The following is a 23294-nucleotide window of genomic DNA, read 5'->3' on the forward strand; positions in this document are numbered from 1 at the left end:
TCGCTCGTGGGCGAAGAAACGCCGCGGAGACGGACCTCCACTCCTCGCGTGACCAACGCCGAGAACGCCGAGAAGAGGTGGTTCCATATCGGTCACTGGGGGACAGCACGGTCCACTCGGCGATCTCCACGACGGGCGGTCGGCGAGCGGCCGGGCGTGGCGCGAGAGCAACTATACGGTTCCTAGCGTTTTCGGCCTGTACCGGCCGAAGCGCTGTAATCCGGGCCAGCGGTGGTCCGGTGGCCTCGCGAACGGTCTTCGAGGCCGGGGAACAGCGCGAGCTGGTCGCCTCGGCACAGTCGGGTCTTGCCGCCCTGGTTGGGCGCGCCCGCTGTCCTGGGTGGGCTCGCGGTCCCACGCGCCCGCGGGAGGGACACGGCCTGGCCGGTAGCTCTCCGCACCACCATCCTCTGGTGGTGGGCGGTCACACCTGGCCGACGCCGGATCCCGTGCCCGAGAGCGCGTCGTGCGATGGCCACAGCGGCACCATGGTGTCGAGTGACCGTGGTCTTCGCTTGGTCCTGCAGGGGCTTCCTCCAGTGCTGCCCGCCCCAGCGGCTGGTGTACGCCGGGTCGACCGCAATGACGACCAAGTCCTGGTGGTAGGCCATGCCGCGCAGACGTTCACGGAAGCGCGCACTGGGGATGCCGGCCACGATGCGACGGAAGCGTTTGCCTCTCTTGCCTCGGCCCATCGTCTCCCGGCCTGCGGCGCGGGCCTCGGCAAAGCCCAGGTTCTCGATTGCGATCCCCGCGCAGCCGTGTTCCTTGACGAGGGCGATCAGGTCGCTGATCGCGGCGCGGAGCTGTCCGTCCCGCGTGGCAGCGGGGCCGGTCAGGTCCAGAGGGATCGTGATCGGTTCGCCGATCGGGTTGCCATGTACATCGAGCACGTAGGCGGCGAGGTGGTCGGTGTTCAGGTCGACGCCCAGCAGCCGCTCACACGAGGCCTTGATCTCGTCCGGGGTGGGCAGTGCGGCGACGTCGGCAGCCCAGGACGCGTCCAGGTACCAGCGGTCGCGGATCGGGTCGACGCTGATGTCGTAGCGGACGGCTCGGTGAGAGGTGACACGATCGAGCCACTCCTCGCGGCGATGCGAGAACCGCACGGTGCAGGAAAGCCTGTACCGGCCCCGCGGGCTGTTGGCCAGGTGCCGCAACGGCTCCGGCAGCACGACGGTCACCGTGCCGTCGACGGGGTCGACGGTGATGGTGTAGTTGCCGTGCGGGGCGCCGGATTCGCCGTCCGCGGTGAGGAACAGCCGCTTGGCCTCCCACCGGTCATGCCACTCGACTTCGGTGAGCTGGGCATCCGCGAGATGGTGCCGCAGTTCCGCCAGGCGTCGCCCGCCGACCACGATCGACGGGCGCCCCGACGCGATCCGCTCCTCGACGGCAGCGAGCCGGGACTTGAGCCTGTGGAGGCGTCGCTGCTTCTGGAACCGCTCGTTCTGATCGGTGTAACCGCGCGTCCCGCTCTTGGAGCGCTTGCCGCACGGCGCTGCCAGGCGACCGCTCATGACACGGATGGCGCGGCGCAGGCTGGCACGCTCGTCGTACAACACGCGCATCGACAGCTGGTACTGGTCCTCGCTGGCGCGAGTCATTGCCCCGGCCCATCGGGAGGAGGACACGGCGGTGAGCTTCTTCTTCCGCTCTGCCCGCTTCGTGTCCTTCGCTTTGACGTTGCCAACCCTGACGCGGTCGGCCAGGTCGGCCCGCTGATGATGCCCGAGGTGCTCGCCCACCAGGCGGAGGACCTTCTCATCGGCCGGTTCCAGACGAAGCCGGTCCCTGATCCGCGCCCCGGACGGGGCGGCGACGGTGAACGGATCGGCCAGCACACGCAGTTCACGCTTCCTCGTGCGCTCTCGTGCCATCGACCGCTCCCCTCCCCTGGTCACAGCGAACTCAGCTGCCATCACAGATCATGCGTTCCATGTGCTCGCATGATCTCCGGAGTCGGTCTCGTTCACCCGCAAGAGGGACACGCTGGCCAAACACGGCCGATTCTCAGTCAAGAGCTGCTCACCCGTGCGGCTCTCGCTCGGGCTGACCCCGACACGTACACCCCGCCCACATCCGCGCGGTCTCGGCGACGGTCAGCTCCGACGGAGAGCCGCCCTCCTGCAGCATCACCCTGGTCCGCGGCCGTACGACGGCCCGCTCAGCGTAGGGATCACTGATCCCGCGCACGGCCTTGAACCCGCCCCCGTACACACGCCTCAGGTCGGTGACCTCTGTCACGTGCTCGTGTTCGCTCGTGTTCATGACCACAGCATCCCGGCGGCCGCGCCCCGGCAGCAGACCACTCGGAATGACATATGTCAGACAGAGGCCATCCGCACTACGCCAAAGGCCCCGGTCGATCGACCGGGGCCTTTGTGACTGGAGCGGACGACGAGGCTCGAACTCGCGACCTCAACCTTGGCAAGGTTGCGCTCTACCAACTGAGCTACGTCCGCATTGCTCCCGATCGGCTTTCACCGATCGGTGCGGGCACCAGCTTACCCGATCCACTTGAGTGGTCGAGACGGCGATGCAGAGCGGGTGACAGGGATCGCACACTGCGCCTTCCCCCTGGAAGGGGGATGTTCTACTACTGAACTACACCCGCATGACTCCGTGGGCTGGGCTTTTCCGCCTCGCCCCTCGGCGTGCTCCAGACTCTAGCTGATCACCAGGGGTGCTGCGCAAGTCGGCTCCTGCGAGGGGCGCGTGAGCGGCCGAGCCCGGAGCCCGTCCAGCTCCACGGTGCGGGCTTACTGGGCCGCGGCGAACGCCTCGTAGACCTTCTTCGGGATCCGGCCCCGCGCCGGTACGTCCATCTTGTTGGCCTGCGCCCAGGCCCGAACGGCCGCCGGGTGAGGGGCGACCTCCGTCTGCCGATAGGCCTTGCCCGACTTCGACCGCTTGCGGCCGGCCTCCACGTACGGCTCGAGCGCCTTACGCAGTTTCTTGGCATTGGTTTCGTTCAGGTCGATCTCGTACGACTTGCCGTCGAGTCCGAAGGCGATCGTTTCCGCCGCTTCCGAGCCGTCGATGTCGTCAAAGAGAGTGACTACGACACGCTGCGCCACGAATATCGGTCCCTTCGTGCGGCACCTCGGTGATGACGTGCCAAGACGTCATGGAGATGCCGCGGAGATGTCGGCTGTCGGCCAGTTATCGGAGAAAGTATCGGCTATTGCTAATTCATTTGTACAGTGCTCGGCAAAGCAATGTGAAGCCCGAGTAAATCTCCCCGCGTGTCCAGGATTCAAGGGGGGGGAGCGCGGCGACTTCGATTGAGGGTGGTGGGGGAGGCGGGTGGGCGCAATAGCCATCACGTGCGGATCCTGGATCTTTCCCGGAACTTTTCGTGAACGGGTCGCCTCCGATGCCGGATCGTGATGATCGGCCCGTAGCTTCCTACAACTCTACCCGCGTAGAAATTTTGTGCGGGTAGTCTGAAGGAACCTGCTCAGCACCACACACCGGGAGTGCCAGTGGCACGCGTCGTAGTCGACGTCATGCTCAAGCCGGAGATCCTCGACCCCCAGGGCCAGGCGGTGCAGCGCGCACTGCCGCGGCTGGGTTTCGACGGGATCTCGGACGTACGTCAGGGAAAGCGATTCGAACTGGAAGTTGAGGGGCCGGTCGACGAGGCCGCGCTCGCCCGCATCCACGAGCTTGCGGAATCCTTCCTCGCCAACACCGTGATCGAGGACTTCTCTGTCAGGGTGGACAACAACGAGGCGCACGCCGCGGGGGCCGCGAAGTGACCGCACGTATTGGCGTCGTCACTTTTCCGGGCAGCCTCGACGACCGGGACACACAGCGTGCGATCCGGCTCGCGGGCGCCGAGCCTGTTGCTCTCTGGCACAAGGACAAGGACCTGAAGCAGGTCGACGCCGTGGTGCTGCCCGGCGGTTTCTCCTACGGCGACTATCTGCGTGCCGGGGCCATCTCCCGTTTCTCGCCGGTGATGGAGACCGTCATCGAGCAGGCGAAGGCCGGTCTTCCGGTCCTCGGCATCTGCAACGGCTTCCAGGTTCTCACCGAGGCCCATCTGCTGCCCGGCGCGATGCTCGGCAACGACCATCTGCACTTCATCTGCCGTGACCAGAAGCTGCGGGTGGAGCACGCGGACACCGCCTGGACCAGTGACTACACGGCCGGCCAGGAGATCCACATCCCGCTGAAGAACATGGATGGGCGGTACGTCGCCGACTCGTACACGCTCGACCAGCTGGAGGCGGAGGGCCGGGTCGTCTTCCGCTACCTGGACTTCAACCCGAACGGTTCCCTTCGGGACATCGCCGGCATCACCAACGAGGCCGGCAACGTCGTGGGCCTGATGCCGCACCCGGAGCACGCCGTCGAGCCGCTCGTCGGCACCGGCCGCACCGACGGCCTCCCCTTCTTCACCTCGATCCTCAAGAAGCTGGTCAACGCATGAGCAGGACGCCTCTGGACACGGTCGAGCACGCGGCCGCGACCCCCGACGTCGCGCTGCCCTGGGCCGAACTCGGCCTGAAGAAGGACGAGTACGAGCGGGTCGTCGAGATCCTCGGCCGCCGCCCGACCGGCGCCGAACTCGCGATGTACTCGGTGATGTGGTCCGAGCACTGCAGCTACAAGTCCTCCAAGGTCCACCTCCGCCAGTTCGGCGAGAAGGCCCCCGAGTCCGACGCCCTCCTCGTCGGCATCGGCGAGAACGCCGGTGTCGTCGACGTGGGCCAGGGCTATGCGGTCACCTTCAAGGTCGAGTCGCACAACCACCCCTCGTACGTGGAGCCCTACCAGGGCGCCGCGACGGGCGTCGGCGGCATCGTGCGCGACATCATCGCGATGGGCGCGCGGCCGGTCGCCGTCGTGGACCCCCTGCGCTTCGGCGCGGCCGACCACCCCGACACCAAGCGTGTCCTCCCGGGCGTCGTCGCCGGTATCGGCGGCTACGGCAACTGCCTGGGCCTGCCCAACATCGGCGGTGAGGTCGTCTTCGACCCCTGCTACCAGGGCAACCCCCTGGTCAACGCCGGCTGCATCGGAGTCATGCGGCACGAGGACATCCATCTCGCGAAGGCGTCCGGCGCGGGCAACAAGGTCATCCTGTACGGCGCCCGGACCGGCGGCGACGGCATCGGCGGCGCGTCGATCCTCGCCTCCGAGACCTTCGACGACGCCAAGCCCTCCAAGCGCCCCGCCGTCCAGGTCGGCGACCCCTTCCAGGAGAAGCTCCTCATCGAGTGCACCCTGGAGGCGTTCCGGGAGAAGCTGGTCGTCGGCATCCAGGACCTGGGCGCGGCCGGCCTGTCCTGCGCGACCAGCGAACTCGCCTCCAACGGCTCCGGCGGCATGACGGTCGTCCTCGACGACGTACCGCTGCGCGACTCCACGCTCTCGCCCGAGGAGATCCTCATGAGCGAGTCGCAGGAACGCATGTGCGCGGTCGTCGAGCCGGGCAAGGTCGACCGCTTCCTGGAGATCTGCGAGAAGTGGGACGTCATCGCCACGGTCATCGGTGAGGTGACCGACGGCGACCGCCTCGAGATCTTCTGGCACGGCGAGAAGATCGTCGACGTCGACCCGCGCACGGTCGCCCACGAGGGTCCGACGTACGAGCGCCCGTACTCCCGCCCGTCCTGGCAGGACGCCCTCCAGGCCGACGACGCGGGCAAGCTCCCGCGGCCGGAGACCTCACAGGAGCTGAAGGACCAGGTCCTGAAGCTGGTCGGGTCCCCGAACCAGGCCTCCAAGAAGTGGATCACCTCGCAGTACGACCACTTCGTGCAGGGCAACACCGTCCTCGCCCAGCCCGAGGACTCCGGCATGATCCGCATCGACGAGGAGACCGGCCTCGGCGTCGCCATCGCGACGGACGGCAACGGCCGGTACGCCAAGCTGGACCCGTACAAGGGTGCCCAGCTGGCCCTCGCGGAGGCCTACCGGAACGTGGCGACGACCGGCGCGAAGCCGCTGGCCGTCTCCGACTGCCTGAACTTCGGCTCCCCCGAGGACCCGGCGGTGATGTGGCAGTTCGCGGAGGCGGTACGGGGCCTGGCAGACGCCTGCCGGCAGCTGGGCACGCCCGTGACCGGCGGCAATGTCTCGCTCTACAACCAGACGGGCGAGGCGGCCATCCACCCGACCCCGGTCGTCGCGGTCCTCGGCGTGATCGACGACGTCGCTCGTCGCACGCCGGTCGGTTTCCAGGAGGAGGGGCAGCTGCTGTACCTCCTCGGCGACACGCGTGAGGAGTTCGGCGGTTCGGCCTGGTCCCAGGTCGTCCACGACCACCTCGGCGGCTTGCCGCCCGAGGTCGACCTGGAGCGTGAGCGGCTGCTCGCCGAGATCCTGATCTCCGCCTCCCGCGACGGAATGATCGACTCCGCGCACGACCTGTCCGACGGCGGTCTCATCCAGGCCGTGGTCGAGTCGGCGCTGCTCGGCGGCAAGGGTGCCCGTCTGGTCGTGCCGGACGGTCTGGACGCGTTCACCTTCCTCTTCTCCGAGTCGGCCGGCCGCGCGATCGTCGCCGTCCCGCGCTCGGAGGAGGTCCGCTTCAACGACATGTGCGGCGCACGCGGCCTCCCGGCCGCCCGCATCGGTGTCGTCGACGGCGACGCGCTCGACGTCCAGGGCGAGTTCGCGCTCTCCCTGCAGGAGCTCCGCGAGGCCCACGAGGCGACGATTCCGGCGCTGCTGGCGTAACCACTCGCACGACCTCGAAGGCCCTGTCCGGTTGCCGGGCGGGGCCTTCTGGTGTCCGCACGGTCAGTGGGAAGAACTAGGCTCCGGCCATGCCCCCGGCCAAGAAGCGCCCTCGCACCTACGACCCCGCCAAGACCCGCGCAGCCGTGCTCGCCCAGTTCGGCAACGTACGGGAGGCCGTCCGCAGCCTCACCCCCGAGCAGTTGGCCCTTCCCACCCGCCTCGGTGACTGGACCGTGCGGGAGTTGATCGTGCACACCGGGATGGCCCTTGCCGCGGTGAGCCGGCTGGTGCGGGAGCCCGCGCCCGTGCGGCAGGACGCGCGGCTGCTCGACTGGCCGTTCGCGATCGCCGTCGACGCCCCGGGCATCGCCGACACCACCCGTCACCTGGCCGAACAGCATCCCGACCTGGACGCCCACCTCGCCGGCATCGAGCAGCGCTTCACCGCCGACCTCGCCGCGCACCCCGGCACCCGGCTGCTCCCCACCAGCGCGGGCGCCCTCCCGCTGGCCGACTACGTCGTCACCCGCACCGTGGAACTCGTCGTCCACACCGACGACCTGAACGCAGCCGTCCCCGGCCTCGACATCCCCTACGACCGCCAGGCCCTCGCCGCCGCCACCCGGCTGCTCGCCGACGCGCTCGCCGCGAAGGCACCAGGCGGGGCGACCGAGGTGCGGATCCCGCCCTACGCCGTCGTGCAGTGCGTCGAAGGCCCCCGGCACACCCGCGGCACCCCGCCCAACGTCGTCGAGACCGACCCGCTGACCTGGCTCCGGCTCGCCACCGGGCGGATGGAGTGGACCGAGGCCGTCCGCGAGGCGAAGGCCAGCGCGAGCGGGGAGCGGGCAGATCTGGGGGAGTTCCTTCCGCTGATGTCGTAACCGGAAAACCGGGAACCAATCACCCCACCCGTCCCGTCGAATCGGCATGTACAGGCAGAAGCAGCGCATCACCCTCACGGCCGCCCTCGCCCTCGTCCCCCTCGCCGCGGCCTGCGGCAGTGAACAGGCGGGCAGCACGTCGGCCGCCGCCCAGAAGCCCGTCACCGGCGTGCACTGGACCGTCGACAGCCTCACCGTCGACGGCAAGGAGCACGACGCCCCCACCGACGCACACGTCACCATCGACGACAGCGGCAAGGCCCAGGGCAACTACGGCTGCAACCACTTCAGCGCCCGGGTCGCCTTCGACGGCGACCGCATCCGGCTCAGCGACGCCACGGTGACCGAGATGGCCTGCGAGGACGCCCCCATGACCTTCGAGGAGAACCTCGCCCGCACCCTCGCCGACGGCCCGCTGAAAACCGAGGTCAGCGGCGACCGCCTCACCCTCACCACCGACGTCGGCGACACCGTCCGGCTGACCGAGGAGCAGGACGCCCCGCTGTACGGCACGAAGTGGACGGTGACGGCACTGGGCGAGGGCGAGGTGGTCGAGTCCCTCCCGAGGGGCGCCGAGGGCAAGGCGTACCTCACCTTCGAGGAGAAGCCCGGCAAGGTCAGCGGCCGCCTCGCCTGCAACAAGGTCAACGCCGAGGCCACCGTGCGCGACGGGCGGATCACCCTGGGCACCGCATCCACCACGCGCATGATGTGCGAAGCCTCACTCATGGATACGGAAAAGCGCCTCCTGCGCCTCTTCGACGGCACGGTCAGCTACCGCCTGGAGCACCGCACCCTCACGCTGACCAGCGAAAACGGCGAGTCCGTGACCGCGACGGCCGGGAAGTGACCGGTTACCGCCGAGTATCACCAATTCGGACCAGTGGTCGATCTCGCCTACACTCGGAGCCGTGCCACGTGGTGACGGTCGACTCAATCACGATCTGCTTCCCGGCGAAAAAGGCCCCCAGGACGCGTGTGGCGTCTTCGGTGTCTGGGCTCCGGGTGAAGAGGTCGCAAAGCTCACGTACTTCGGGCTCTACGCCCTCCAGCATCGGGGCCAGGAATCCGCGGGAATCGCGGTCAGCAACGGCTCCCAGATCCTCGTCTTCAAGGACATGGGACTGGTCTCCCAGGTCTTCGACGAGACCTCCCTCGGTTCCCTCCAGGGTCACATCGCGGTCGGTCACGCCCGCTACTCGACCACCGGCGCCTCGGTGTGGGAGAACGCCCAGCCGACGTTCCGCGCCACCGCGCACGGTTCTATCGCGCTCGGCCACAACGGCAACCTGGTCAACACCGCCCAGCTCGCCGAGATGGTCGCCGACCTGCCCAAGCAGGACGGCCGCACCACCCGGGTCGCGGCGACCAACGACACCGACCTCCTGACGGCCCTGCTCGCCGCCCAGGTCGACGCCGACGGCAAGCCGCTGACCGTCGAGGAGGCGGCCCCCGTCGTCCTGCCGCAGGTCAGGGGCGCCTTCAGCCTTGCCTTCATGGACGAGCAAACCCTGTACGCCGCCCGCGACCCGCAGGGCATCCGACCCCTTGTCCTGGGCCGCCTGGAGCGCGGCTGGGTCGTGGCCTCCGAGACCGCCGCTCTCGACATCGTCGGCGCCAGCTTCGTGCGCGAGGTGGAGCCCGGCGAGTTCATCGCCATCGACGAGCAGGGCCTGCGCACTTCGCGATTCGCGGACGCGAAGCCCAAGGGCTGTATCTTCGAGTATGTGTACCTGGCCCGCCCGGACACCGACATCGCCGGCCGGAACGTCTACCTCTCCCGCGTCGAGATGGGCCGCCGCCTGGCGAAGGAAGCCCCCGTCGAGGCCGACCTCGTCATAGCGACCCCGGAGTCCGGCACCCCGGCGGCCATCGGTTACGCGGAGGCGAGCGGCATCCCGTTCGGCGCGGGTCTGGTCAAGAACGCGTACGTCGGCCGTACGTTCATCCAGCCCTCGCAGACGATCCGCCAGCTCGGCATCCGTCTGAAGCTGAATCCGCTCAAGGAAGTCATCAAGGGCAAGCGCCTGGTCGTCGTCGACGACTCGATCGTCCGCGGCAACACCCAGCGGGCCCTGGTCCGCATGCTGCGCGAGGCCGGCGCGGCCGAGGTCCACATCCGGATCTCCTCCCCGCCCGTGAAGTGGCCCTGCTTCTTCGGCATCGACTTCGCCACCCGCGCCGAGCTCATCGCCAACGGCATGACCACCGAGGAGATCGGCACCTCCCTCGGCGCCGACTCCCTGGCGTACATCTCCATCGACGGCATGATCGAGGCGACCACCATCGCCAAGCCGAACCTGTGCCGCGCCTGCTTCGACGGCGAGTACCCGATGGAGCTCCCGGACCCCGAGCTGCTCGGCAAGCAGCTCCTGGAGACCGAGCTCGCGGCCGGTACGGCCGCCCCGGCTGCCGTCGACGCGATCCGTCGCCCGTAAGCCCCGTAGAAACCAACCCGAAAGATCCCAGGCAATGTCTGAGACTGCTGTGCCCGGTGCTTCCTACGCGGCTGCCGGCGTCGACATCGAGGCGGGCGACCGCGCGGTCGAGCTGATGAAGGAGTGGGTGAAGAAGACGCAGCGCCCCGAGGTCCTCGGTGGCCTCGGCGGCTTCGCCGGCCTCTTCGACGCCTCCGCTCTCAAGCGCTACGAGCGTCCTCTGCTCGCCTCCGCCACGGACGGTGTCGGCACCAAGGTCGACATCGCCCGTCGGCTGGGCGTCTACGACACGATCGGCCACGACCTGGTCGCGATGGTCATGGACGACATCGTGGTGTGCGGCGCCGAGCCGCTGTTCATGACCGACTACATCTGCGTCGGCAAGGTCCACCCGGAGCGGGTGGCCGCCATCGTGAAGGGCATCGCCGAGGGCTGTGTGCTGGCGGGCTGCGCCCTGGTCGGCGGTGAGACGGCCGAGCACCCGGGTCTGCTGGGCGAGGACGACTTCGACGTCGCCGGTGCCGGTACGGGCGTCGTGGAGGCCGACCGGCTGCTCGGCCCGGATCGTATCCGTACGGGTGACGCCGTCATCGCCATGGCGTCCTCCGGTCTTCACTCGAACGGGTACTCACTGGTCCGGCACGTTCTGCTGGACCGTGCGGGCCTGACCCTGGAATCGGAGATCTCCGAGCTCGGCCGCACCCTCGGTGAGGAGCTGCTGGAGCCGACGAAGATCTACTCCCTGGACTGCCTGGCCCTGACCCGCACCACCGAGGTGCACGCCTTCAGCCACATCACCGGCGGCGGACTCGCGGCCAACCTGGCCCGGGTCATCCCCGACGGGCTGCACGCGATCGTCGACCGTTCCACCTGGACCCCGGCCCCGGTCTTCGACCTGGTCGGCCGGACCGGTGACGTCGAGCGCCTGGAGCTGGAGAAGACCCTGAACATGGGCGTCGGCATGATCGCGATCGTGCCGGAGGAATCCACCGAGGTGGCGTTGGCGACGCTGGCCGACCGCGGGGTGGACGCGTGGGTCGCCGGCGAGATCACGGACCGGGGTGAGCACCCGACCGGTGCCGCCCTCGTGGGTGACTACGCGTAAACGGAACCCCTTGGGATCCCCCTGCTCGAGCGCAGTCGAGAGTGGGGGGAGTTCGAGGAGCGGGTCCGGGCGAAGCCCTGAGGCGGCAGCACGAAACCCGGTCCGGCGCTTGAAGCCCCGGACCGGGTAAGGCACGGCTAAGCCGCTGCAGGCATCACGCGCCGCGACGATGCTGTGAGGACTGATCGTCCTCGTCGTCCTCGTCGTCGTCCTCATAGAGGTCGGCGTACCGCGAATACAGGTCGTCGTCCTGCTCATCGTCCTCGAAGCGGTCGCCGTTCGGCGACTGGTTCGACGTCGATGCGCCCAGCTCTTCAGCCAGGCGTGAGAGGTCAGTCCCACCGCTGTTGTACTTCAGCTGGCGGGCGACCTTCGTCTGCTTGGCCTTGGCCCGGCCGCGCCCCATGGCTCGACCCCCTCAACGACGGGGCTCGACGGCCCCAGAGTCTGACACGCGTTCATGATCCGGAACGGACTCTCCGTGGAGAGGCCGGTCCGTAGGGCTTCCACGGTACCTGAGCCCGCGCCCATACGGTACGTCGCCCGCAGGAAGGGCGTGTGCACAGAACCTTCGAGGAGCCCCGTCCTCGCTGGTCAGTGGCGATTTTAACCACTTATTGGCGGACGACCCGCCGGTCGAAGTGAGAGTTCTCTCCAAGTGTCCACCGGCAGGTACCGCCCAAACCTGTCAGCCGCCCTCGCCGAACGTCACCATCCCCGCAACGCGGCGGCGTCGTACATCCGCTGTTCCGCGATCCGGTCGGCCGCGGCGGCCGGTGGAATGCCATCCGCCTTCGCACGTGCGAATATGGCCAGCGTGGTGTCGTAGATCTGCGCGGCCTTCGCCTTGGACCGGTCGAAGTCGAAGCCGTGCAGCTCGTCGGCGACCTGGATGACGCCGCCGGCGTTGACCACGTAGTCGGGCGCGTAGAGGATCCCGCGGTCGGCGATGTCCTTCTCCACGCCCGGGTGGGCGAGCTGGTTGTTGGCCGCGCCGCAGACCACCCTGGCGGTCAGCACCGGCACGGAGTCGTCGTTCAGCGCCCCGCCGAGCGCGCAGGGAGCGTAGATGTCGAGCCCGTCGATCCGGATCAGTGCGTCGGTGTCGGCGACGGCCAGCACGTTCGGATGCCGCTCGGTGACCCGCCGTACGGCCTCCTCGCGCACATCCGTGACGAAGACCTCGGCGCCCTCCGCCAGCAGGTGTTCCACCAGGTGGTGGCCGACCTTGCCGACGCCGGCGATCCCGACCCGGCGGCCGCGCAGCGACGGGTCGCCCCACAGATGCTGGGCGGACGCCCGCATGCCCTGGTAGACGCCGAACGCGGTGAGCACGGAGGAGTCGCCCGCGCCGCCGTTCTCCGGCGAGCGCCCGGTCGTCCAGCGGCACTCGCGTGCGACGACGTCCATGTCGGCGACATACGTACCGACGTCACAGGCCGTGACGTACCGACCGCCCAGCGAGGCCACGAACCGGCCGTAGGCGAGCAGCAGCTCCTCGGTCTTGATCCGCTCGGGGTCACCGATGATCACGGCCTTGCCGCCGCCGTGGTCGAGCCCGGCCATGGCGTTCTTGTACGACATCCCGCGGGCGAGGTTCAGCGCGTCGGCGACGGCCTCCGCCTCGTTCCGGTACGGGTAGAAGCGGGTACCGCCGAGCGCGGGGCCCAGGGCGGTGGAGTGGATGGCGATGACGGCCTTGAGGCCGCTCGCGCGGTCCTGACAGAGCACGACTTGCTCATGACCCCCCTGGTCCGAGTGGAACAGGGTGTGCAGTACATCAGCAGGTGCGCCGGTTACGTCGGTCACGGTGGTGACTCCTGATGCAAGTAGCGGCGGTTGACGGGGCTCCCGTAGAGGTGGCGGGGCCTGTGAGCATGAGATTAGAGCCTTGTGGCCCCGCCGACCGAGCAGTGCTCAGGATCACCTCCGGACGGAGTACGTCCGTGCGACGATTTGCATAGTTTTCCCGCGCGTTTGTGGGCGGGTTCCGCAGTTTTCCCCGGCAGCCGGCGGGGGAGGGAGCAGGCGTGCCCAAGGTGTCCTCGGTGATCGTCCCGTATGCGGCGTACCTGCGCGTGTACGAGCCGCTGGCCGCCTTCCCGGAGCCGGAGCGCGGCCAGTGGGTCCGCTACGCCCACCGCCCCGACCGCCCCTCCTACCAGGACGAACTCCGCCGCTCCCTGGCCGACTTGCTGCCCACCCCGCCCGTCGCGGTGCCGGTGCACGAGAGCCGCGACGCCTTCGTGCTGGAGGCCGACGGAGTGGTCCACGTCTGCCCCTGGCGCACCCGGCTGCGCGGCTGGCAGGCCCTGGGCGATCTTGCCGAGGAGTTCCCGCCGCCCCTGTTGGACGCCGTCCTGCCTCCGCTGGTCCGCCACCAGGCCGCCCAGGACTACGAGCGCTGGCTCGCCCTCAACCCGGACGCCCGCCCCTGGATCCGCACCGCGACCTGGCAGGTGCCGCTGACCTGGTTCGTCCTGGTCTCGGACGAGGAGCGGCAGTACGGCAAGGGCGCCGGGGGCACGGAGGACTCCGCGCCGGTGCTGCGCTACCGCACGCCCATGGTGCAGGCCCGGCGCCGGGTGGCCCGCGCCCTGCGCACCCTCAGGAACGCCATGGACGAGGGACCGCTCATCGACGGTCTCGTGGACGTCGGGCGCTGGCTGGAGGAGTTCCATCCGCGTTCCCTGGTGGAGCTGGACTACGGCGGGTTGGTGCACGCCCTGTCGGCCGGCGAGCTGGAGGGCGATCACTCGGCGGCCGACGTGGCCGAGGGTATCGAGGCGCTGCGCAACGGCGACGGGGCCGCGGCGGGCGAGGCGTACGGCCGGCTCGTGGAGCGCTGGCGGTCGGTACGCGACCTGCGTTCGGCGAACTGACGTACTGTGCTGTGACGCACCTTACGGAGCCTCAACAACGGACCTAGAGCGCGATCTGGGCGTTTGTGTCAAGGGTGTGATGGAGGCGACAAGCGTGACGGACCGCACGTACACGTCCCTTGCGCCCCTTGACCCCCCTCGTGCCAAAATAGGACAAGGAGTCCAGGGAGGACTCCATCCGTCCCATGTGCTCAACTATGGGCGGAATCTCAGCATTGCACGCTTTGGGGGGTCTGGTGACTCCGGATCGCCGCTGTGACTGATCGTCACAGCGGCGTGACTGTCCGCTATGGCATGGTCCATCGGCTTCCGTCGCTGATGAACACCTGGGAGGGCAATTCCATCGGTTTGGCCGACGCGGCTGGACAGATGGTGTAGTTGTAGTGCCGAGGACAAGCCGTTCGTCCTATAACCGACTCGACTCGCGTCCGCCATTTCGGGCAACGCGGGTCAAGGTGCAGAATTTAGAGGAAAGAACCGAGAAGGTTCGGTTCTCCCGAGGAGGCCGCTCATGACCGCTCGCACCCCTGATGCCGAGCCGCTGCTGACCCCGGCTGAGGTCGCCACGATGTTCCGCGTCGACCCGAAGACGGTTACGCGGTGGGCGAAGGCCGGCAAGCTCACTTCCATCCGTACGCTCGGCGGGCACCGCCGCTACCGCGAGGCCGAGGTCCGCGCACTGCTCGCGGGCATCCCGCAGCAGCGCAGCGAGGCCTGAACAACTGAATAACCGGGCAAACCGGCCGGTTCCCCCAACCAGCCGCGGCGTCCGAACCAAGCTCCAACCGACGCGGATCCTGCCCCAACAGGGTCCACGCCCAAGGTCTTCAGGCAACTGACAGGGTGCGTCGCCGATCGCGCTGGACTCCGCCGGGTCCAGCGCGATCTTTTTGTGCGCCGGAGGTCGACCCTGTGGGCTGCCTTGTCGGAGTCTGGGGAGGGGTGTCGAAGCTGCTGTGCGGGCACCCTCCCTGGTAGTGCAATTGCACATATTAAATTGAACTGTTGTAGGGGATGGGTAAGTGCCGCGGTTTCAGAAACTCATGCGGTGACACCCGTCACATGACAGGGTGCTTGTTGCCTCTGACCTATGTGCGATAGGGGAGTTGGTCATGTGACGGAGGCGCTCGAGGGGCGCTCGTCCTCGGCGCTCTCCTCCGGTACGTCCGTCGCCTGCGGCGCGGAGGCCATGGCGAGCCGCAGGAGCTGGTGGCAGATCGGGCAGTGCCGGGTCAGATGCCGATACGACGACGCGGCCGACAGATGCGCGCGGAGCAACGCCCGCGTCTCGTGCCTGACCGATGCCGCCATACGCCACCTCCGGGGTCGTACGGGAACGCTGCCCTGGTTTCTGAGTACCGAGCGAATGTGACGCCGTCAAGGTGGCGAGGGGCTCCGCCGGTAACGGTGCTTCGTGGCACCCGGCGCTGCGGTGACCGCCCCCTGGGGACCTGCGGCCCCCAGACCCCCGCTTCGGCCCTGAACGGGCCTCGTCCTCAAACTCCCCCAGAAGGGGCCCCAGACGGGCTGAGATTTCGCCGACCGGCGCCGGATGCGTGCGCCGGGGCATGAGTAAGGCCCGCGTCCTGAGCGAATGCGGGCCTCATTCGTTTGCTGCGGTCCTGACGGGATTTGCTGTACCCGATTGCGGCTGCGCCGTGGGCGCGGCCTCCACCTTGGCAGGGTGGTGGGTGGCATGAGCGAGGCCCGCGTCCTGAGCGGATGCGGGCCTCATTCGTTTGCTGCGGTCCTGACGGGATTTGAACCCGCGGCCTCCACCTTGACAGGGTGGCGAGCACTCCAAACTGCTCCACAGGACCAGGTTTCGCTGCGCGTTTGTTGCGTTGCGCTGCGAGAAGAGACTGTACAGGAGGGCGGGGTCCTGGTCGAACTCACCCTGGGTGGCCACTCCGTTACGGGGCCGCCGCGTCGATCGCCTTCACGATGCGCTTGTCGGAGACCGGGTACGCCGTGCCGAGGGCGTGCGCGAAGTAGCTGACGCGGAGTTCCTCGATCATCCAGCGGATGTCCAGCACCGAGGACGGGACCGGGCGCCCCTGTGGCATCTGCTCGAGGAGCCAGGCGTACTCGTCCCGCATCTCCTTGACCTTCTCCATGCGCGTGGTGTCCCGCTGGACGTTCGTCGGCATCTGCTGCAGTCGGCGGTCCGCGGCGACCAGGTAGCGCATCAGGTCCGGCAGGCGCCGCAGTCCCGCCTCCGCCACGAAGCCGGGCTTCACAAGGGCGTCCAGCTGCCCCCGTACGTCCTGGAGGTTTGGCAGGAGCGCGGGGCTGCGTACGGCCTTCAGACGGCGCTCACAGGCCTGCCAGGCGGCCAGGACCTGCTGCACCTGCCCGACCGTACGAACCGTCGTGTCGACGATCTCGGCACGCACCCTGTCGTACAGCTTTCGGTACGACTCCTCGTCCCACGCCGGCCCGCCGAAGTCCGCGATCAGCTTGTCGGCCGCAGCCGTCGCGCAGTCGTCGAACAGGGCCTGGATCGAGCCGTGCGGGTTGGCGGAGAGGGCGAGCTTCTGGGCGTTCGTCAGCTTCTCGGATGCGAACTTCGCAGGGTTCACCGGGATGTTGCGGAGGATCAGGCGGCGCGTGCCCTTCCACATGGCCTCGGCCTGCTCCGCCTCCGTGTCGAAGAGGCGTACGGAGACCGTGTCGCCGTCGTCGACGAGCGCCGGGTACGCCTTCACGGGCTGGCCGGCCCGGCGGGTCTCGAAGACGCGGGTGAGCGTGCCGATCGTCCAGTCGGTCAGGCCCTTGCGCTCGACGGACTCGCCGCCCTGACGCTCGGCCGTGGCCGCGGCGGCCTGCGAGAGGGCCTTGCGGGCCTTCGGCTTCAGCCGGAGCTTCAGCGCCTCAAGGTCCTTGTCCTCCGCCAGCTTGCGGCGGCGCTCGTCGACGATGCGGAACGTGATGCGCAGATGGTCGGGGACCTTCGACCAGTCGAAGTCGTCCGCGGTGAAGGGGACGCCGACCCTGCGCTTCAGCTCGCGGGCCATGGTGGTGGTGAGGGGTTCCTGGAGCGGGGTGGCGCTTTCCAGGAACGACTTCGCGTAGTTGGGCGCCGGTACGTAGTTGCGGCGGATCGGCTTCGGGAGGGACCGGATCAGCTCGGTGACCACTTCCTCCCGCAGGCCCGGAATCTGCCAGTCGAAGCCCTCGTCCGTGACCTGGTTGAGGACCTGCAGCGGAATGTGGACGGTGACGCCGTCGGCGTCCGCGCCCGGCTCGAACTGGTACGTGACCCGGAACTTCAGCGGGCCCTGCCGCCAGGAGTCCGGATAGTCCGCCTTGGTGACCGCCTCCGCCGACTCCCGGATGAGCATCTCGCGCTCGAAGTCCAGGAAGTCCGGCTGCTCGTGCCGCTTGCGCTTCCACCACGAGTCGAAGTGGGCGCCGGAGACGACGTGTTCGGGGATCCGCTGGTCGTAGAAGTCGAAGAGGGTCTCGTCGTCGACCAGGATGTCCCGGCGGCGGGCGCGGTGCTCCAACTCCTCGACCTCGGTGAGGAGTTTGCGGTTGTCGGCGAAGAACTTGTGGTGCGTGCGCCAGTCACCCTCGACCAGGGCGTTGCGGATGAAGAGCTCGCGGGAGCCCTCCGGGTCGACCCGGCCGTAGTTGACCTTGCGCTGGGCGACGATCGGGACGCCGTACAGCGTGACCTTCTCGTACGCCATCACCGCGGCCTGGTCCTTCTCCCAGTGCGGTTCGCTGTACGTCCGCTTGAGGAGGTGCTCGGCGAGCGGCTCGACCCACTCCGGCTCGATCTTCGCGTTGACGCGGGCCCAGAGGCGGGAGGTCTCCACGAGCTCGGCGGACATCACGAACCGCGGCGGCTTCTTGAAGAGCGCCGAGCCCGGGAAGATCGCGAACTTGGCGTTACGGGCGCCGAGGTACTCGTTGCGCTCCCTGCGCGCGCCGGAGTCCCTGCTGTCCTTGGACTCCTTCACATCCTTCATCCCGATGTGGGAGAGAAGGCCGGCGAGCAGGGAGACGTGGATACGGTCGGCGGGGGCGTCGTCCTCGTTGACATGGATGCCCATCTGCTTGGCGACCGTGCGCAGCTGGGTGTAGATGTCCTGCCATTCGCGGATGCGCAGGAAGTTGAGGTACTCCTGCTTGCACATCCGGCGGAACGAGGACGAGCCGCGCTCCTTCTGCTGCTCGCGGATGTACCGCCAGAGATTGAGATAGGCGAGGAAGTCGCTGGTCTCGTCCTTGAAGCGGGCATGCTGCTGGTCGGCCTGGGTCTGCTTGTCGGCCGGGCGCTCGCGCGGATCCTGGATGGACAGAGCGGCGGCTATGACCATGACCTCGCGGACGCAGCCGTTCTTGTCGGCCTCCAGCACCATGCGGGCCAGGCGCGGGTCGACGGGGAGCTGCGCGAGCTTGCGGCCGGTGTCGGTGAGGCGCTTGCGCGGGTCCTTCTGGGCCGGGTCGAGCGCGCCCAGCTCCTGCAGGAGGTGGACGCCGTCGCGGATGTTGCGATGGTCCGGCGGGTCGATGAACGGGAACTTCTCGAGGTCGCCGAGGCCGGCCGCGGTCATCTGGAGGATGACGGACGCGAGATTCGTACGGAGGATCTCCGCGTCCGTGAACTCCGGCCGGGCGAGGAAGTCGTCCTCGCTGTACAGCCGGATGCAGATGCCGTCGGACGTGCGGCCGCAGCGGCCCTTGCGCTGGTTGGCGCTCGCCTGGGAGACCGGCTCGATGGGCAGCCGCTGGACCTTGGTGCGGTGGCTGTAGCGGGAGATCCGGGCGAAGCCGGGGTCGATGACGTACTTGATGCCCGGGACGGTGAGGGACGTCTCGGCGACGTTGGTCGCCAGAACGATCCTGCGGCCGGCATGCGGCTGGAAGACCCGGTGCTGCTCGGCGTGGGACAGGCGGGCGTACAGCGGGAGGATCTCGGTGAAGCGGTACTGCTTTTTGGTGAGGGCGTCCGCGGTGTCCCGGATCTCCCGCTCACCGGAGAGGAAGACCAGGATGTCGCCCTGGCCCTCCCTCTGGAGCTCCTCGACCGCGTCGGTGATCGCGGTGATCTGGTCGCGGTCGGCGTCGTCGCCGTCCTCTTCGAGGAGGGGCCGGTAGCGCACCTCCACGGGATACGTACGGCCGCTGACCTCGACGATCGGCGCGTCGCCGAAGTGCCGGGAGAAGCGCTCGGGGTCGATGGTGGCGGAGGTGATGACGACCTTGAGATCGGGCCGCTTCGGCAGCAACTGCGCGAGATATCCGAGCAGGAAGTCGATGTTGAGGGACCGCTCGTGGGCCTCGTCGATGATGATCGTGTCGTAGGCGCGCAGCTCGCGGTCGGTCTGGATCTCGGCGAGCAGGATGCCGTCCGTCATGAGCTTGACGAAGGTGGCGTCCGGGTTCACCTGGTCGGTGAAGCGGACCTTCCAGCCGACGGTCTCACCGAGCGGAGTGTCCAGCTCCTCGGCCACCCGCTCGGCGACGGTACGGGCGGCGATACGGCGGGGCTGGGTGTGCCCGATCATGCCGCGGACACCACGCCCGAGCTCGAGACAGATCTTCGGGATCTGTGTCGTCTTGCCGGACCCGGTCTCACCGGCGACGATCACGACCTGGTGGTCGCGAATGGCGTCGGCGATCTCGTCCTTCTTCTGGCTGACGGGCAGCTGGGGCGGGTAGGTGACCGCGGGCACGCGCGCCCGCCGGCCGGCCATCCGCTCCTCGGCCCTGGCGACCTCCGCCTCGATCTCGGCGAGGACGGCGGCACGGGCCTCCGGGTTGCGGATCTTGCGCGCACCCTCGAGCCGCCGCCCGAGCCGGTGCGCATCGCGCAGCGAGAGCTCGGTGAGGCGGGGGGCGAGGGCGCCGAGGGCGGTGGCAGGGTGCGTAGACATACGGGACCCAGGATCTCATCCCCGGGAAATCCGTGGCGAACGCTTTTGCCGGGCACGACGGCCGAACTCGTTCAGCTGTCCGAAGCATCATTCGATCGAATGATCGGAGATCGATTCCCTGATCGACACCACGATGCGACGTAGATTCACTGCTCGTGAAGATCGTGGTCCGCGTGAAGCTCCTGCCGACACCCCAACAGGCGTCGACACTGCAAGCGACCCTGCACGCCTGCAACGAAGCCGCCGACCACGCCTCCCACACCGCATTCACCACCAACGTCAAACGCAACCGCGAACTGCGCGCTCTCACCTACACCACGATCAAGTCTCGCTGGTCCCTCGGCGCCCAGGCAGCTCAACACGTGATCAAGAAAACCTGCGACGCCTACGCCTCCCTCGCCGGAAACATCAAGGCCGGAAACCTCGGCAGGCCAGGCTCCAAGCGCTACCGCAGGGCGACGGAAAAGCCCATCACCTTCCGCCCCGAGAGCGCCCAGCCGTACGACGACCGCATGCTGTCCTGGCAGATGGAACATCGCACCGTCTCCATCTGGACCGTGGCCGGACGCATGAAGCGCCTCCCCTTCACCGGCGAAGAGCAGCAGCTCCGCCTGCTCGCCCGCCACCGCCAGGGAGAATCCGACCTCATCAGCCAGAACGGTCAGTGGTACCTCCTGGCCACAGTCGACATTCCAGAAGACCCGTGCAACCCCGCCCCACACGGGTTCATCGGCGTCGACCTCGGCATCGCCAACATCGCCACCACCTCGACCGGCCACCGGCACAGCGGCCGACGTCTCAACCGGAGCAGGGAGAACGACCGCCGTAATCGGGACAAGCTCGCCAAGAAACAGACCCGGTCCGCCAAGCGGCGGGCCAAACGCCGCGCGGGGAAGGAAGCGCGGCGGGTCCGTGACATCAACCACAAGATCAGCAAGCACATCGTGGCGGAGGCACAACGCACCGGCCGCGGGATCGCTCTGGAGGACCTGAGCGGCATCCGCGAACGGGCACGGCTGAAAAAGCCCCAACGCGTCACGATCAACTCCTGGGCCTTCGCCCAGCTCGGCGCCTTCATCGAATACAAGGCGCGCAGGGTCGGAGTACCGGTGGTGTACGTCGATCCGGCATACACCAGCCAGGAGTGCTCCCGGTGCCACCACATCGACAAGCGGAACCGGCCGAACCAGGCCGAATTCACCTGCAGGAACTGCGGCTTCGTTGAGCACGCGGACCTGAATGCGTCCCACGTCATCGGCGATCGCGGCTGGTGGGCGTGGGTCTGCGGGGCCGAGTCACAGGTCCCTGCCCTCACGCTGATCGCGTAGGGCTGGATGCGCCGTCGCCGCCGAAGCCATCGGCGGGGCGAGCTGCGAGCCGGGGGGTGTTTGCCCGGTAGCGGACGCGATCGCTCGTACAGCGACCGTGAGACGAACGAGAAGGCCCCGATCCGAAGATCGGGGCCTTGACTGTGGCTGGGGCCGGGGTCGAACCGGCGACCTTCCGATTTTCAGTCGGACGCTCGTACCAACTGAGCTACCCAGCCGTGAGGCCTACGAGGGGCCTCAGCGGTCCTGACGGGATTTGAACCCGCGGCCTCCACCTTGACAGGGTGGCGAGCACTCCAAACTGCTCCACAGGACCAAGCTATGACGTACGACAGTGTCGCACACCGTACTGCGTGCCCCCAACGGGATTCGAACCCGTGCTACCGCCTTGAAAGGGCGGCGTCCTAGGCCGCTAGACGATGAGGGCTATCGGCCCGCCTGGGCGCTTCTCAGCGCGTCGGGGACGTGAGAAGCATATGGGATGGCGGGAGGGATCGCCAAAACGGTTTATGGAGACGGGGTGGGCGAGGGAGTGGGGGACGGGGTCGGAGACGGGGTGGCTCCAGGCTGGTTCTCCTCGACCAGGTGGCGGCTGACCTCCGCCGTCGTCAGGCCCAGGCCGCCCAGCCTGATCGCGTCCCAGGCCTGGAGGCGCCGGGTGTCCCGGTCGAAGTAGAGGATCGACGCCTCGATCGGGTCCGGGTGCTCGCCCTCCACCGCGCGCAGGCCGCTGCCGCCCGTCGAGCCTTCGATGCGCAGCCGGGTGCCGTACCGCATGACCTCCATTTCCTGGTGGTGCACATGGCCGGCCAGGACCAGGGGAACCTCACCGTCGGTCTGGCGGGCGGCCGGCGGCTCGTGGGCGATGGCCACGTCCACGGGGGTGCCGGCGGCCCGCTGGTCGCGCAGGGCCGAGGCCAGGCGGGCGCCGGCCAGTTCCTGGGAGGCGTCGGCTCCGGGTTTGTTGGTGCGGTCGGGGGTGAACTGTGGGTCGCCGATGCCCGCGAAGCGCAGGCCCGCGATGGTCGTCGCCCGGCCGTCGTCCAGGACGTGCACGTTCCTGAGGCCTTCGAGGTAGCGCTGGGTGATCAGGGAGTCGTGGTTGCCGCGGACCCAGACGTACGGGGCGCCCAGGTCCTCGATGGGGTCCAGGAAGCCGTTCTCCGCCGCTGTGCCGTGGTCCATCGTGTCGCCGGAGTCCACGATCACGTTCACCTCGTACTGCTCCACCAGCGAGGCGATGATCTTCCAGCTGGCCGGGTTCAGGTGGATGTCGGAGACGTGCAGGACGCGAATGGTGGTGGGATCCGGCTGGTAGGCGGGGAGCGTGGAGGTGGCGTCGTAGAGCTTCGTCACGTTCGTCACCAGGCGGGCCAACTCCTGCTGGTAGACGTCGAATTCGGTGACAATGCTGCGGGCGTCGCCGACCAGGGAGGGGGCGGAGGAGAGCAGGCCGGAGAACCTCGGTTCCAGGACGGACTTGGGATTCCAGGTGGCGTACGCGGTCACCCCGGAGGCGGCGAGCAGGGTGAGGGCGAGGCCGCCGGCTGCCAGGGCCCGGCGCGGGCGGCGGTAGACCGCGAGGCCCAGGGCGGTGGCGCCCGCGACCACGGCCACGCAGGAGCGCACCGCCAGGTCGAGGGCGCCGTGGCCGACGTCCTGGGCGACCTCGTCCTGGAGGCCGGAGAGGCGTTCGGGGTGGTCGACGAGGGCCTGGGAGCGGTCCGGGTCGAGCTGGTCGACGTTCACGTCCAGGCGGACCGGGGCGATGTGGCTGTCCAGGTGGAGGGCGCCCAGTGGAGAGACGTTGATCTTCGTGCCGCCGGCGAGGGACGGGCGCAGGGTCATCGTCGTGTCCATCGGGCCGACCGGGACGCGCACGTTGCCGACGACCAGCAGACCGAGCCAGGCGCCCAGCAGGACGACTGCGATCAGGCCGAGGGCGCGGATCCAGGGGTTGTGGGGCTGGGAGACGAGTTCGACTGCGGGGTGGGGGCGGAGGCGGCGGGGCCTTCGTATGCGGGTGATCGTGTTCAGGACTGCGGCTGGGACGCGGGCCATTGGTCCCCT

General features: G+C 68.5%; 17 protein-coding genes, 6 tRNA genes and 1 pseudogene. 10 read left to right on the forward strand and 14 right to left on the reverse strand.

What is annotated here, in order from left to right; translation table 11 throughout:
• Positions 1–182: 182 nt before the first annotated feature.
• From ACKTSN_RS24490 to ACKTSN_RS24510, 5 genes and pseudogenes are all read right to left on the reverse strand, one after another.
• On the reverse strand, positions 183–1880 hold the full coding sequence (locus ACKTSN_RS24490) for a hypothetical protein (RefSeq protein WP_409471077.1): 1698 nt from the start codon (positions 1878–1880) through the stop codon (positions 183–185).
• 160 nt (positions 1881–2040) lie between these two features.
• Positions 2041–2271: pseudogene (locus ACKTSN_RS24495) on the reverse strand (ABC transporter ATP-binding protein); the annotation flags it as partial.
• A 118-nt stretch (positions 2272–2389) separates the two neighbouring features.
• A tRNA-Gly gene (locus tag ACKTSN_RS24500) sits at positions 2390–2465 on the reverse strand.
• Positions 2466–2545: 80 nt separating this feature from the next.
• Positions 2546–2617 (reverse strand) — tRNA-Gly (locus ACKTSN_RS24505).
• Between the two features lie 145 nt (positions 2618–2762).
• Positions 2763–3080 (reverse strand): histone-like nucleoid-structuring protein Lsr2, encoded by a 318-nt coding sequence (locus tag ACKTSN_RS24510; RefSeq protein WP_409471078.1) that lies wholly within the window; start codon positions 3078–3080, stop codon positions 2763–2765.
• A 408-nt stretch (positions 3081–3488) separates the two neighbouring features.
• Between ACKTSN_RS24510 and purS the strand changes: the two genes are divergently transcribed.
• The 7 genes from purS to purM all read left to right on the forward strand — a co-directional run bounded on the left by purS (position 3489) and on the right by purM (position 11126).
• On the forward strand, positions 3489–3764 hold the full coding sequence (gene purS / locus ACKTSN_RS24515; protein ID WP_409471079.1) for a phosphoribosylformylglycinamidine synthase subunit PurS: 276 nt from the start codon (positions 3489–3491) through the stop codon (positions 3762–3764).
• Positions 3761–4441 carry a phosphoribosylformylglycinamidine synthase subunit PurQ gene (gene purQ / locus ACKTSN_RS24520; RefSeq protein ID WP_224739379.1) on the forward strand — a complete coding sequence of 227 codons (681 nt, stop codon included), beginning with the start codon at positions 3761–3763 and terminating at the stop codon, positions 4439–4441. The genes purS and purQ overlap by 4 nt, the downstream gene beginning before the upstream one ends.
• Positions 4438–6696: a phosphoribosylformylglycinamidine synthase subunit PurL gene (purL, locus tag ACKTSN_RS24525; protein WP_409471080.1), complete on the forward strand. Its 2259-nt coding sequence runs from the start codon at positions 4438–4440 to the stop codon at positions 6694–6696. Before purQ ends, purL begins: the two co-directional genes overlap by 4 nt.
• A gap of 89 nt (positions 6697–6785) precedes the next feature.
• The gene (locus ACKTSN_RS24530) at positions 6786–7583 is read left to right on the forward strand and encodes a maleylpyruvate isomerase family mycothiol-dependent enzyme (protein ID WP_409471081.1); all 798 of its coding nucleotides are present in this window, start codon (positions 6786–6788) and stop codon (positions 7581–7583) included.
• Positions 7584–7629: 46 nt separating this feature from the next.
• Entirely contained in the window at positions 7630–8433 is an 804-nt protein-coding gene (locus ACKTSN_RS24535; RefSeq protein ID WP_409471082.1) for an META domain-containing protein, read from the forward strand.
• Positions 8434–8494: 61 nt separating this feature from the next.
• Positions 8495–10021, forward strand: coding sequence for an amidophosphoribosyltransferase (purF, locus tag ACKTSN_RS24540; RefSeq protein WP_409471083.1), 1527 nt, complete (start codon positions 8495–8497; stop codon positions 10019–10021).
• Between the two features lie 34 nt (positions 10022–10055).
• On the forward strand, positions 10056–11126 hold the full coding sequence (gene purM, locus ACKTSN_RS24545; RefSeq protein WP_409471084.1) for a phosphoribosylformylglycinamidine cyclo-ligase: 1071 nt from the start codon (positions 10056–10058) through the stop codon (positions 11124–11126).
• Positions 11127–11280: 154 nt separating this feature from the next.
• On the opposite strand, the gene ACKTSN_RS24550 is transcribed toward purM, so the two are convergent.
• Together ACKTSN_RS24550 and ACKTSN_RS24555 are read right to left on the reverse strand one after the other, a co-directional pair.
• A complete protein-coding gene (locus ACKTSN_RS24550) occupies positions 11281–11532 on the reverse strand; it encodes a DUF3073 domain-containing protein (protein WP_129798627.1) in 252 nt (83 codons plus the stop codon).
• 302 nt (positions 11533–11834) lie between these two features.
• Positions 11835–12935: a Leu/Phe/Val dehydrogenase gene (locus tag ACKTSN_RS24555; RefSeq protein ID WP_409471085.1), complete on the reverse strand. Its 1101-nt coding sequence runs from the start codon at positions 12933–12935 to the stop codon at positions 11835–11837.
• 221 nt (positions 12936–13156) lie between these two features.
• Between ACKTSN_RS24555 and ACKTSN_RS24560 the strand changes: the two genes are divergently transcribed.
• Both ACKTSN_RS24560 and bldC read left to right on the forward strand, forming a co-directional pair.
• On the forward strand, positions 13157–14008 hold the full coding sequence (locus ACKTSN_RS24560; RefSeq protein WP_409471086.1) for a hypothetical protein: 852 nt from the start codon (positions 13157–13159) through the stop codon (positions 14006–14008).
• Between the two features lie 511 nt (positions 14009–14519).
• On the forward strand, positions 14520–14726 hold the full coding sequence (bldC, locus tag ACKTSN_RS24565; protein ID WP_003949541.1) for a developmental transcriptional regulator BldC: 207 nt from the start codon (positions 14520–14522) through the stop codon (positions 14724–14726).
• Positions 14727–15118: 392 nt separating this feature from the next.
• Here the strand turns inward: bldC and ACKTSN_RS24570 are convergent, their stop codons facing one another.
• From ACKTSN_RS24570 to hrpA, 3 genes are all read right to left on the reverse strand, one after another.
• Complete coding sequence (locus tag ACKTSN_RS24570; protein WP_409471087.1) at positions 15119–15319, reverse strand: DUF6274 family protein; 201 nt, start codon at positions 15317–15319, stop codon at positions 15119–15121.
• A gap of 434 nt (positions 15320–15753) precedes the next feature.
• A tRNA-Asp gene (locus ACKTSN_RS24575) sits at positions 15754–15828 on the reverse strand.
• Between the two features lie 93 nt (positions 15829–15921).
• Positions 15922–19896, reverse strand: a complete 3975-nt coding sequence (gene hrpA, locus ACKTSN_RS24580; protein ID WP_409471088.1) for an ATP-dependent RNA helicase HrpA — start codon at positions 19894–19896, stop codon at positions 15922–15924.
• 155 nt (positions 19897–20051) lie between these two features.
• Here hrpA and ACKTSN_RS24585 point away from each other — a divergent pair, with 155 nt between their 5' ends.
• The gene (locus ACKTSN_RS24585) at positions 20052–21224 is read left to right on the forward strand and encodes an RNA-guided endonuclease InsQ/TnpB family protein (RefSeq protein ID WP_409471089.1); all 1173 of its coding nucleotides are present in this window, start codon (positions 20052–20054) and stop codon (positions 21222–21224) included.
• 144 nt (positions 21225–21368) lie between these two features.
• Here ACKTSN_RS24585 and ACKTSN_RS24590 read toward each other — a convergent pair.
• From ACKTSN_RS24590 to ACKTSN_RS24605, 4 genes are all read right to left on the reverse strand, one after another.
• Positions 21369–21442 (reverse strand) — tRNA-Phe (locus ACKTSN_RS24590).
• A gap of 23 nt (positions 21443–21465) precedes the next feature.
• A tRNA-Asp gene (locus tag ACKTSN_RS24595) sits at positions 21466–21540 on the reverse strand.
• Positions 21541–21578: 38 nt separating this feature from the next.
• Positions 21579–21651 (reverse strand) — tRNA-Glu (locus ACKTSN_RS24600).
• Positions 21652–21731: 80 nt separating this feature from the next.
• A complete protein-coding gene (locus ACKTSN_RS24605) occupies positions 21732–23285 on the reverse strand; it encodes a metallophosphoesterase family protein (RefSeq protein ID WP_409471090.1) in 1554 nt (517 codons plus the stop codon).
• Positions 23286–23294 lie beyond the last annotated feature (9 nt).

Origin of the sequence: Streptomyces flavusporus (assembly GCF_046267975.1) — a bacterium.
Lineage (GTDB): Bacteria > Actinomycetota > Actinomycetes > Streptomycetales > Streptomycetaceae > Streptomyces > Streptomyces flavusporus.

What these genes read in the sequence shown, in the direction of transcription:
- ACKTSN_RS24605 (WP_409471090.1), bottom strand. Translation starts at nt 23,285, where the DNA reads ATGGCCCGCGTCCCAGCCGCAGTCCTGAACACGATCACCCGCATACGA.
- purM (WP_409471084.1), top strand. Translation starts at nt 10,056, where the DNA reads ATGTCTGAGACTGCTGTGCCCGGTGCTTCCTACGCGGCTGCCGGCGTC.
- ACKTSN_RS24530 (WP_409471081.1), top strand. Translation starts at nt 6,786, where the DNA reads ATGCCCCCGGCCAAGAAGCGCCCTCGCACCTACGACCCCGCCAAGACC.
- ACKTSN_RS24535 (WP_409471082.1), top strand. Translation starts at nt 7,630, where the DNA reads ATGTACAGGCAGAAGCAGCGCATCACCCTCACGGCCGCCCTCGCCCTC.
- bldC (WP_003949541.1), top strand. Translation starts at nt 14,520, where the DNA reads ATGACCGCTCGCACCCCTGATGCCGAGCCGCTGCTGACCCCGGCTGAG.
- ACKTSN_RS24570 (WP_409471087.1), bottom strand. Translation starts at nt 15,319, where the DNA reads ATGGCGGCATCGGTCAGGCACGAGACGCGGGCGTTGCTCCGCGCGCAT.
- hrpA (WP_409471088.1), bottom strand. Translation starts at nt 19,896, where the DNA reads ATGTCTACGCACCCTGCCACCGCCCTCGGCGCCCTCGCCCCCCGCCTC.
- purL (WP_409471080.1), top strand. Translation starts at nt 4,438, where the DNA reads ATGAGCAGGACGCCTCTGGACACGGTCGAGCACGCGGCCGCGACCCCC.
- ACKTSN_RS24550 (WP_129798627.1), bottom strand. Translation starts at nt 11,532, where the DNA reads ATGGGGCGCGGCCGGGCCAAGGCCAAGCAGACGAAGGTCGCCCGCCAG.
- ACKTSN_RS24490 (WP_409471077.1), bottom strand. Translation starts at nt 1,880, where the DNA reads ATGGCACGAGAGCGCACGAGGAAGCGTGAACTGCGTGTGCTGGCCGAT.